At 69.5% G+C, this 9,470-nt stretch carries 9 protein-coding genes; 2 read left to right on the forward strand and 7 right to left on the reverse strand.

Translation table 11 applies throughout. The features are described 5' to 3' along the window. From ACIQ7Q_RS32225 to ACIQ7Q_RS32255, 7 genes are all read right to left on the reverse strand, one after another. A complete protein-coding gene (locus tag ACIQ7Q_RS32225; RefSeq protein WP_356632842.1) occupies positions 1 to 807 on the reverse strand; it encodes an ABC transporter ATP-binding protein in 807 nt (268 codons plus the stop codon). Further along, positions 800 to 1,729 (reverse strand): ABC transporter permease, encoded by a 930-nt coding sequence (locus ACIQ7Q_RS32230; RefSeq protein WP_403870038.1) that lies wholly within the window; start codon positions 1,727 to 1,729, stop codon positions 800 to 802. Before ACIQ7Q_RS32230 ends, ACIQ7Q_RS32225 begins: the two co-directional genes overlap by 8 nt. Positions 1,730 to 1,818: 89 nt before the next feature. Next, entirely contained in the window at positions 1,819 to 2,703 is an 885-nt protein-coding gene (locus ACIQ7Q_RS32235; RefSeq protein WP_403870041.1) for a glycosyltransferase family 2 protein, read from the reverse strand. Further along, positions 2,700 to 3,479: a CDP-alcohol phosphatidyltransferase family protein gene (locus ACIQ7Q_RS32240; protein WP_403870044.1), complete on the reverse strand. Its 780-nt coding sequence runs from the start codon at positions 3,477 to 3,479 to the stop codon at positions 2,700 to 2,702. Before ACIQ7Q_RS32240 ends, ACIQ7Q_RS32235 begins: the two co-directional genes overlap by 4 nt. Then, positions 3,457 to 4,518, reverse strand: coding sequence for an iron-containing alcohol dehydrogenase family protein (locus tag ACIQ7Q_RS32245; protein ID WP_403870046.1), 1,062 nt, complete (start codon positions 4,516 to 4,518; stop codon positions 3,457 to 3,459). Before ACIQ7Q_RS32245 ends, ACIQ7Q_RS32240 begins: the two co-directional genes overlap by 23 nt. Further along, positions 4,506 to 5,243 carry a sugar phosphate nucleotidyltransferase gene (locus ACIQ7Q_RS32250; RefSeq protein ID WP_403870049.1) on the reverse strand — a complete coding sequence of 246 codons (738 nt, stop codon included), beginning with the start codon at positions 5,241 to 5,243 and terminating at the stop codon, positions 4,506 to 4,508. Before ACIQ7Q_RS32250 ends, ACIQ7Q_RS32245 begins: the two co-directional genes overlap by 13 nt. Continuing rightward, positions 5,240 to 7,054, reverse strand: coding sequence for a DUF5941 domain-containing protein (locus ACIQ7Q_RS32255; RefSeq protein WP_403870088.1), 1,815 nt, complete (start codon positions 7,052 to 7,054; stop codon positions 5,240 to 5,242). Before ACIQ7Q_RS32255 ends, ACIQ7Q_RS32250 begins: the two co-directional genes overlap by 4 nt. 261 nt (positions 7,055 to 7,315) lie before the next feature. Between ACIQ7Q_RS32255 and galE the strand changes: the two genes are divergently transcribed. Together galE and ACIQ7Q_RS32265 are read left to right on the forward strand one after the other, a co-directional pair. Next, positions 7,316 to 8,299 carry a UDP-glucose 4-epimerase GalE gene (galE, locus tag ACIQ7Q_RS32260; protein ID WP_403870052.1) on the forward strand — a complete coding sequence of 328 codons (984 nt, stop codon included), beginning with the start codon at positions 7,316 to 7,318 and terminating at the stop codon, positions 8,297 to 8,299. Positions 8,300 to 8,441: 142 nt separating this feature from the next. Continuing rightward, positions 8,442 to 9,383, forward strand: coding sequence for a cation diffusion facilitator family transporter (locus ACIQ7Q_RS32265; RefSeq protein ID WP_403870055.1), 942 nt, complete (start codon positions 8,442 to 8,444; stop codon positions 9,381 to 9,383). Positions 9,384 to 9,470: the final 87 nt, after the last annotated feature.

Raw genomic sequence — 9,470 nt, forward strand, 5'->3', positions numbered from 1 at the left:
CTACTTGCCGGTCTCCTTCTCGTACGCCTTGATGACCTCGTCGGTGGGGCCGTCCATCAGCAGCTCCCCCTTCTCCAGCCACAGCACACGGTCGCACGTGTCCCTGATCGACTTGTTGCTGTGGCTGACCAGGAACACCGTGCCGGCCTCCTTGCGGAGCTCCCTGATCCGCTCCTCGGAGCGGATCTGGAAGCGGCGGTCACCGGTGGCGAGCGCCTCGTCGATCATCAGTACGTCGTGGTCCTTGGCCGCGGCGATCGAGAAGCGGAGCCTGGCCGCCATGCCGGAGGAGTAGGTGCGCATCGGCAGGGTGATGAAGTCGCCCTTCTCGTTGATGCCGGAGAAGTCGACGATGCCCTGGTAGCGCTCGCGGATCTCCTCGCGCGTCATGCCCATGGCCAGACCGCCGAGTATGACATTGCGCTCACCGGTGAGGTCGTTCATCAGTGCGGCATTGACGCCGAGCAGCGAGGGCTGTCCGTCCGTGTAGACCTTGCCGCTCTCGGCCGGCAGCAGGCCGGCGATGGCACGCAGCAGGGTCGACTTGCCCGAGCCGTTGGTGCCGATCAGGCCGATTGCCTCGCCGCGGTAGGCGGTGAAGGAGACGCCGCGCACGGCGTGGACCTTGCGCACACCGCGGGACTCGCCCTTGTCGCGGCGGAGGATCCGGCTGAGCGCGGCCGTCGCGCTGCCCTTGCCGCCGCCGCCGGCGTTGACCCGGTAGACGATGTGCACGTCGTCGGCGATGACCGTGGGGATGCGCGCCTTGGCGGTGTCCACGCGGTGCTCGTTCTTTTCATCAGCCACGGCCGTACCGCTCCTCAGCCTTCCAGAAGTACACGAAGCCCGCGAAGCCGATCAGGACCGCCCAGCCCAGGCCCGCGGCCCAGACGTGCGAGGGCAGGTTCTCGGAGCCGTAGCCGTCGATCAGCGCGAACCGGATGAGGTCCATGTAGATGGCAGCCGGGTTGTACATGAGTACGTCCGCGATCCAGGCCGGCTTGTCGGCGAGCATCACCGGGATGGAGAACATCACGCCCGACGCGTACAGCCAGGTGCGCATGATGAAGGGCATCAGCTGCGCCAGGTCAGGGGTCTTCGAGCCCAGCCTGGCCATGATCATGGCGAGGCCGGTGTTGAACACGAACTGCAGAGCGAGGGCCGGCAGCACCAGCAGCCAGGACAGCGAGGGGTAGCTGCCGAAGCCCACCACGATCGCCACCAGCACGATCATGGAGAACAGCAGTTGCTGGAGCTGCTGCAGCGCGAACGAGATCGGCAGCGACGCCCGGGGGAAGTGCAGCGCGCGCACCAGCCCCAGGTTGCCCGAGATCGCCCGCACACCCGCCATCACCGAGCTCTGGGTGAAGGTGAACGCGAACACACCCGTCACCAGGAACGGGATGTAGATGTCCATCGCCATGCCCCTGCTGGCCTTCAGGATCACTCCGAAGATCAGCAGGTAGACGACCGCGTTGAGCAGCGGCGTCGCCACCTGCCAGAGCTGGCCCAGCTTCGCCTGACTGTACTGGGCCGTCAGCTTGGCCTGCGAGAAGGCCAGGATGAAGTGGCGCCGCCCCCACAGCTGCCTGACGTACGAGACCAGGCCCGGTCGGGCACCGCTCACCGACAGGCCGTACTTGGCGGCGAGCTGCGCCGGAGACAGGCCGTCGTCGGGCGATGGTGCGGGGCTCATCGCGATGGCACCGTCATGGGTTGTGTCACTCACAAGTTGAAACTTTCGTGTTCAAGATGCGCGGCAATTCGGGGCGCGGCCATCCGCGGCCTGTCGCCCAGATGCTCTCAGAACCGAGCTTGTCAGATGACAGGAGGTCGGCCCAGCCTGGTGAGTCGCCACACAGTACGCCACTTCATCGGACGGCGCGGGCCGCAGGACGTCCGCCATCCTTCCATGAAGCCGCCGAACCAGGCCTTGAGCGCCGGCAAGGACGGACGTCGCAGAAGCGTGATCAGCAGCCACACCCCGACGTAGACCGGCACCAGCGGCACGGGCAGATTGCGACGGGCGACCCACACCCGGTTACGGGCCACCATCCGGTGGTAAACCGCGTGCCGGGACGGCGGCATCGTCGGGTGGAACAGCACCATGTCGGCGCGATAGTCGATCGACCAGCCGGCATCCAGCGCACGCCAGGCGAGGTCCGTCTCCTCGTGGGCGTAGAAGAACTCGTCGGGCAGGCCGCCGACCTGTCCCAGGACCTTGGTGCGCACCGCGTTGGCGCCGCCGAGGAAGGTCGTGACCCGCGAGGAGCGCATGGGATCGGCGGCACGCAGCCGGGGGACGTGGCGGCGCTGGGTCAGGCCGGTCTCCGGGTCGGCGATACGGAAGCTGATGATGCCGAGCCCCGGATCGGCGTCGAAGGCCTCACGGACCAGCTGAGCGGTGTCGGTGTGGGGCAGCAGTCCGTCGTCGTCGAGGAAGAGCAGGACGTCGACGTCGCGGCCGCCGGGTCCGAAGGCCTCGATGCCGACGTTGCGGCCACCCGGGATGCCGAGGTTCTCGGGCAGATCCACGGTGTGCACGCCGTCGGGCACGTCCACGACGGACGCGCCGTTGCCGACGACGACGACCTCGATCCGGTCGCCGTCCTGCTTGGCGACCGAGTCGAGGAGGGCCCGCAGCTCGTCGGGCCTGGTGCCCATCGTGATGACGACGGCGCCCAGCTTCAATGGAGCGGTCATTTCAGCCTGCTCGACGCGAGGACGGACACCAGGTGCAGCAGTGTCTGGAGCAGCGCGATACCGGCCAGCACGGCGACGCCGAGGCGGGAGAAGAACAGGTCGCCCCTCACCTCGTCCAGGACGGCCAGCACCAGGATGAGCAGGGACGCCTCGATACCGAGGACCAGCCGGTGGAACTTCAGCGCGGCGGCGGCCCGGCGGGCGAGCGCCATGCCGGACGAGCGCGGCTCGGCCGCCGCTTCCTTGACCGGCGGCAGCCCACCCTGGTGACGGGCGACACCGACCAGGTCGGTCTCGGCCTTGATCAGGATCGCACCGAGCGCGGCGAGCGTGCCGAGGAAGGCCCACAGCCAGTCGATGCGGCCGCTGCCCCACAGGTCGGCGGCGCGCAGGCCGAAGCCGACGAGGACGGCCGCGTCGCACAGATAGGCGCCGACCCGGTCCAGGTACACCCCGGAGAGCGAGAACTGCTGCTTCCAGCGGGCCACCTCGCCGTCGACGCAGTCGAGCAGGAGATAGAGCTGGACCGCCACTACACCGAGGACGGCACCCCAGACGCCCGGAACGAGCAGGGCGGGAGCGGCCAGCACACCGGCGAGGGTCATCACGTAGGTCAACTGGTTCGGCGTGACCTTGGTGGTGACCAGGAGGCGGGTGATACGCAGCGAGATCTCGCGCATGTACAGGCGGCCGCCCCAGTGCTCACCGCTGCGCCGGTCCTTCACACCCGCGGGGTGAACGACCGGGCGGAGTTCAGCTACTGATGGTCTTGGCATAGTCGGCGTACGCGTCCCTGATCTGGTCGTTGGTGAGGTCGAGATGCTCGAGGACGGTGAAACGGCCCGGGCGGGTCTGCGGCGCGTACTCGACAGCGCGCACGAACTCGTCCGGTGAGAATCCGATCTCCTCGGGCAGCACGGGCAGCCCGTGGCGGCGCAGCACCTCGGCGAACAGGCCCGCCTCCTCGGTCGCGCCGCGCAGGTGCATGGCGAACGCCGCTCCGAGGCCGACCTGTTCGCCGTGGCTGGCGGCCCGCTTGGGGTACAGCAGGTCGAAGGCGTGGCTGATCTCGTGGCAGGCTCCGGAGGACGGCCGGGAGTCGCCGCTGATGGACATGGCGATACCGGAGAGCACCAGTGCCTCGGCGAGGACGGTGAGGAACTCGTCGTCGCCGACACCGCCGGGGTGGCGCAGCACCGACTCGCCGGCGGTGCGGGCCATGGCGGCCGCCAGTCCGTCGACGTTCTCGCCGTTGACCTGGTGCGACAGCTCCCAGTCGGCGATCGCCGAGATGTTGGAGATCGCGTCGCCGATGCCGGAGCGGACGAAACGCACCGGGGCGTCGCGTACCACGTCGAGGTCGATGACCATGGCGATGGGCGAGGGGACGCCGTAGGAACCGCGGCCGTTGTCGTTGTCCAGGATGGAGATCGGCGAACACAGGCCGTCGTGCGCGAGGTTGGTCGCCACGGCGGCGAGCGGCAGGCCCACCCGGGCGGCGGCGTACTTCGCCACGTCGATGATCTTGCCGCCGCCGAGGCCGACGACCGCGTCGTACCGGTTGCCCTTCATGTCGTCGGCGAGCTTGACGGCGGAGTCGATCGTGCCGTCGCACACCTCGTACCAGTCGGCGCCGGGCAGCGCCGACGCGAGCTTCTCGCGCAGCTTCTGGCCGGAGCCGCCGCTGATCGCGAAGGCGAGCTTGCCGGAGGCGGAGATCCGCTGGTCGGCGAGGATGCCGGCCAGGTCGTCCAGGGCTCCCGCCCGGATGTCGACGACAACCGGGGACGGGATGAGCCGGGTCAGTACTGGCACGCGATCTCACGGCCCTTCGCGAGGTCGTCGTGGTTGTCGATCTCGACCCAGCTGACGTCGCCGATGGGGGCGACGTCGACCTTGAAGCCGCGGTTCACGAGCTCCTGGTAGCCGTCCTCGTAGTAGAGGTCGGTGTCGCGCTCGAAGGTGGCCTTCAGGGCGTCGGCGAGGTCGGCGGCCGCCTCCGGCTCGATCAGGGTCACGCCGATGTACTCGCCGGTGGCGGAAGCGGGGTCCATCAGCTTGGTGATCCGCTGGACACCCTTGACGCCCTCGGTGATCACCTTCATCTCCTCGTCGGCGAGGTTCTTCACCGTGTCGAGGGCGAGGATGATCTTCTGGCCGTTGCCGCGGGCGGCGAGCAGGGTCTTCTCGACGGAGACCGGGTGCACGGTGTCGCCGTTGGCGAGGATCACGCCCTCGGCGATGACGTCACGGGCGCACCACAGGGAGTAGGCGTTGTTCCACTCCTCAGCCTTGTCGTTGTCGACGAGGGTGAGCTTCAGGCCGTACTTCGCCTCGAGCGCGGCCTTGCGCTCGTAGACGGCCTCCTTGCGGTAGCCGACGACGATCGCGGCCTCGGTGAGCCCGATCTCAGCGAAGTTGCCCAGCGTCAGGTCGAGAACCGTGATGTCGCCGTCGACGGGCACGAGGGCCTTGGGAAGCGTGTCGGTGTAGGGGCGCAGACGCCGTCCGGCACCGGCTGCCAATACGAGGCCGATCATGCTGGTTCTCCTTCGTCATGTACGGCGGGTGCCTGCGAGGACACCCAGAAGCGGATGCTCTCGACGAGCACCACGAGCGCCACGGCCGCAGCGAGGGCCGCCGACGCGATGGTGAAGTCCGTGCTGGGCAGCAGGAAGGCGAGCAGTGCGACTGCCAGGACCCGCCCCTCGTGCCCGCCGATCGTCCGCACCAGCCAGTGCGGGGGCGCGCCCGTGCCACCGCGGATGCGGTAGACCGTGTCGTAGTGATGGTAGGCGACGGCGGACACCAGACAGAAAGCTGCCGGTAGCGCACCGTTCACCTCCGCGTGAGCGGCGAGGACCAGGATCGTGCCGTACTCGGCGGCACGGAAAACGGGGGGAACGAGCCAGTCCAGGGCGCCCTTGAGGGGGCGGGCGACGGCGACGCCCGAGGTGAGTGCGTACACCGCGGCCGCGACGACGGTCCAGACACTTCCGAAGGCGGTGAGGGCCGCGGTCGCCACCACAGCGGCACCGCCCAGGGCCGCCGCCACGAGCGGGATCGGACCGGGCAGCGTGCGCACGCCCTTGGCGGCGACGCGCGAGGCGGTCTCCGCGAGCGGTCCGGAGTCGGCGAGGTCGGCCAGCGCCAGGGCGGCACGGTCGGTGCGGTGCGCCTTGCGGGTCAGCGAGCGCAGCACACGGCCGGCGGTGGTGTAGCAGGCAGCGAGCGAGCAGCCGATCAGCAGCGCGTAGAAGACGATGCGCGGTGTGGTCACGGCGGTGAGCACGGCGATCATCGCCCAGCGCTCGCCGATCGGCAGCACTATCATCCGGCGCAGCCAGACCGTCCAGCCGACGCTGTCGAGCTTGCTGGACAGGGCGGCCGTAGGACTGGTGTTGGCGGTCGCGTCGTGGTTCGCCTCGTTGAACGAGAAGTCGACGACGTGCCGGCAGATCTGCAGCACCATCGCACCGAGCGCGAGCGCCCATACGTCGTCCCCGCCGCGTGCCGCCCCGAGGGCCAGGCCCGCGTAGTAGGCGTACTCCTTGGCGCGGTCGAACGTGGCGTCGAGCCAGGCGCCCATCGTCGAGTACTGCAGCGAGTAACGGGCGAGCTGCCCGTCCGTGCAGTCCAGGACGAAGGAGAAGAGCAGCAGCAGACCCGCGGCGACGAATCCGACGCGGGTACCGGTGGCCGCGCAGCCTGCCGCGATCAGCGCGGTGAGCAGGGACGCGGTGGTGACCTGGTTCGGGGTCAGTCCGCGCCGGGCGCACCAGCGAGCGAGATAGCGGGAGTACGGGCTGATGCAGAACGTCGTGAAGAACCCGTCGTGGGCCTTGACCGCGGAGCGCAGCCGAACGGCCTCGTCGTCGACCGCCTCCACGGCGGCGCGTGCCCGGTGGCGCTCCTGCGCCTCCGAGGGCACGGCGGCGACCAGCGAGCCGAGCTCGGGGCGGTGCACGGGCACGCCCTGGGCCTCGAGCTCCGCGGCGACGCTGTCGACGACTCCGTCACCGGCGACGGCGCCCGCTCCGGCGGGGACCGTGGCGGAGACTTCACGCACGGCGCCGGTCAGCGCCGCACGGCCGGCCGGCTGCGCACTGAGCGCCCCGATGACGGCGGTGGTCTGGAAACGCGGATCGGTCAGTGCCAGTCGCAGAGCGTGGACGTGCCCCACGAACCGGGGGTCGATCAGGGCGACCCGATCGGCACCGGGCGCCGCCGCGATCAGAGCGGCGGTGTGCTCGGGGCCGTTCGCGACCCGCACGTCGAAGCCCAGCGACCGCAGATCGCCCTCGAGCGACGATCCGGGTACCGGCGGACCGGTGAGGATGGCGGTCGACAGACGAATTCACTCCTTGGAGCTGACGGTGCTGGTGCACGGCGGCTCGGCCCGGTGCACGGGCGGCGGCACGTCGGCAGAGGCTATCGGATGAACGGAAGCGGGAGTTCACCGGCCGTTTACGCCCTGGCGGCCCGCCGAGATCATCATCGTCGATCAGCACCCCGCCCTCCAAACCGCCGGTACGACGGGCCCCCGCGGAGCACCGGCCGGACCGCCCGGGACCGGACGGAACGCCGATGAGCACCCCATAGGGTGGCCGTCATGACTTGGCTGATCACAGGTGGAGCTGGATACATCGGGGCGCATGTGGCGCACGCCATGGCTGCGGCCGGCGAACGGGTCGTCGTGCTCGACGACCTGTCGTCGGGGATTCCCGAGCGGCTGCCCGCCGACGTTCCGCTGGTGCGCGGATCGGTGCTCGACCGCGACGTGGTGGAACGCACACTCGCCGACCATGCCGTCACCGGTGTCGTCCACCTCGCGGCGAAGAAGCAGGTCGGCGAGTCGGTCGAGCAGCCGCTGCTGTACTACCGGGAGAACGTGCACGGGCTGACGGTGCTGCTGGAGGCGGTGGTCGCGGCCGGTGTGCGGCGGTTCCTCTTCTCCTCGTCGGCCGCCGTGTACGGGGTGCCGGAGACCGATCTCATCTCCGAGTCGGTGGTCTGCGAGCCGATCAACCCGTACGGGGAGACAAAGCTCACGGGCGAGCGGCTGGTCCGGGCGGCCGGGCGGGCGCACGGACTGTCGACTGCGTGCCTTCGCTACTTCAATGTCGCCGGTGCGGGCGCCCCCGAGCTGGCGGACACCGGGGTGTTCAACATCATCCCGATGTTCTTCGACCGGATCACGCACGGCGAGGCCCCGCGGATCTTCGGGGCGGACTACCCGACCCCGGACGGGACCTGTATCCGCGACTACATCCATGTCGCCGATCTCGCGGACGCCCATCTCGCGGTGGCGCGCCGGCTGGCCGAGGCCGAGGAGGCCGGCGACCTCACCGTCAACATCGGCCGCGGCGTCGGTGTCTCGGTGCGCGAGCTCGCCGATCTGGTGGGCGAGGTCAGCGGGCGGCGGCTCACGCCGGTGGTCGGGCCGCGTCGGCCCGGTGACGCCGCGAAGGCGGTCGCCTCGGTCGAACTGATCGCCAAGGAACTGGGCTGGTCGGCGTCGCACGGGGTGGAGGAGATGGTCGCCTCCGCCTGGGAGGGCTGGCTCGCCCTGCACCCGGAAGCCGCCGCCCGCTGATCGTCACGACGCTCTGACCTGCGAGCATTTCCGCAGGTCAGAGCATATGACAACGGTGTTCAGCGTCGTGTTGCCCGATACCCCCCGCCCGTAGTTGACTGGGGCTCGACCGACCATGCGCAGCAGACGGAAGGGCACCGACATGGGGGCTGGGCACGACCACGGGCATACGCACGGCGGGCCACCGCCGACGGGTACTGCGGCCGCGGCCTACAGGGGACGGCTGCGCATAGCGCTCTCCATCACGCTCGGCGTGATGGTGCTGGAAATCGTCGGCGGCGTGCTGTCCGGTTCGCTCGCCCTCATCGCCGATGCCGCCCACATGGCGACGGACGCGGTGGGACTCGGGCTGGCTCTGCTGGCGATCCATTTCGCCAACCGGCCGGCCGGGCAGAACCGCACGTTCGGGTTCGCCCGTGCCGAGATCCTCGCGGCGCTCGCCAACTGTCTGCTTCTGCTGGGTGTCGGAGGTTTCCTGCTTTTCGAGGCGGTGGAGCGTTTCGTCGAGCCCACGGAGACCCGGGGCGGTCTGACCGTCGTTTTCGCGCTGATCGGCCTGGCGGCCAACATGGTCTCGCTGACGCTGTTGATGCGCGGCCAGAAGGAGAGTCTCAACGTCCGGGGCGCGTATCTGGAGGTACTGGCGGACGCGCTCGGCTCCATGACCGTGCTCGTGTCCGCGGGGATCATCCTCGCGACGGGCTGGCAGTACGCCGACCCGATCGCGTCGCTGGTGATCGGCCTGATGATCGTTCCGCGCACGGTGCGGCTGCTCCGGGAGACGCTGAACGTGCTGCTGGAGGCCGCTCCGAAGGGGGTCGACATGGGCGAGGTGCGCGCGCACATACTGGCCCTGCCCGGCGTGGAGGACGTCCACGACCTGCACGCGTGGACGATCACCTCCGGAATGCCCGTGCTCTCCGCGCATGTGGTGGTGAGCCAGGACGCGCTGGACTCCGTGGGTCACGAGAAGATGCTGCACGCCCTCCAGGGCTGCCTCGGTACGCACTTCGACGTGGAACACTGCACGTTCCAGTTGGAGCCCGTCGGCCACGCAGCGCACGAGGCGAAGCTCTGCCACTGAGCTTCTTCGAGTTGGCCACCGATCGGGTGATGGCCGTGAAGCGCAACGAGCGAGGCCCCCGGGCTGTTGATCGAGATGTCTGACGTC

It is taken from the genome of Streptomyces sp. NPDC096176, assembly GCF_044763255.1.
GTDB lineage: Bacteria > Actinomycetota > Actinomycetes > Streptomycetales > Streptomycetaceae > Streptomyces.